This is a genomic window from Burkholderia seminalis DSM 23518 (assembly GCF_902832885.1).
In the GTDB taxonomy this organism is placed as follows: Bacteria; Pseudomonadota; Gammaproteobacteria; order Burkholderiales; family Burkholderiaceae; genus Burkholderia; species Burkholderia seminalis.
In genome coordinates this window covers 1-744 of record NZ_CADFDK010000042.1, presented here as the reverse complement: position 1 = coordinate 744, position 744 = coordinate 1, and the positions used below count along the sequence as shown (strand labels likewise).

Genomic DNA, 744 nt, shown 5'->3' with positions numbered 1-744 from the left:
CGACTGGCCCGTGAGCGCGGCGCTCGGGAACGCCGACAGGAACAGCACCGTCTGCGCGACGTCCTGCACCGTCGTGAACACGCCGTCGACCGTGTTGCCGAGCATCACCTTCTTCACCACTTCCTCTTCGCTGATGCCGAGCTCCTTCGCCTGCTCCGGAATCTGCTTGTCGACCAGCGGCGTGCGCACGAAGCCCGGACACACGACGTGCGAGCGCACGTTGTGCTTCGCGCCTTCCTTCGCCAGCACGCGGGCGAGGCCCAGCAGGCCATGCTTGGCCGTCACGTACGCCGACTTCAGCGGCGACGCTTCGTGCGAGTGCACCGAACCCATGTAGATCACGACGCCGCCGCGATCGTCCTTGTACATGTGCTTGAGCGCGGCCTTCGTCGTCAGGAACGCGCCGTCGACGTGGATCGCCTGCATCTTCTTCCAGTCGGAGAACGAATAGTTCTCGATCGGGTTGACGATCTGGATGCCGGCGTTCGACACGAGGATGTCGACCGAGCCGAATGCCTCGGCAACCTTGTCGATGCCGCTGTTCACGGCGTCCTCGTTCGTCACGTCCATCGCGACGCCGATCGCCTTGCCGCCCGCCTTGTTGATCTCGTCGGCGACCGCGTTCGCGCCGTCCTGGTTCAGGTCGGCGATCGCGACGGCCGCGCCCGCCTTGGCGAGCTCGAGGGCGATTTCCTTGCCGATGCCGCTCGCGGCGCCCGTGACGACTGCGGTCTTGCCATTCAG

The 744-nt window shown here is 65.9% G+C and carries 1 protein-coding gene; it reads right to left on the bottom strand.

The genetic code is table 11. The features are described 5' to 3' along the window. Positions 1-744: 3-hydroxybutyrate dehydrogenase (locus tag HWX00_RS36540; protein ID WP_226104091.1), on the bottom strand; the 744-nt coding region annotated here is incomplete at both ends.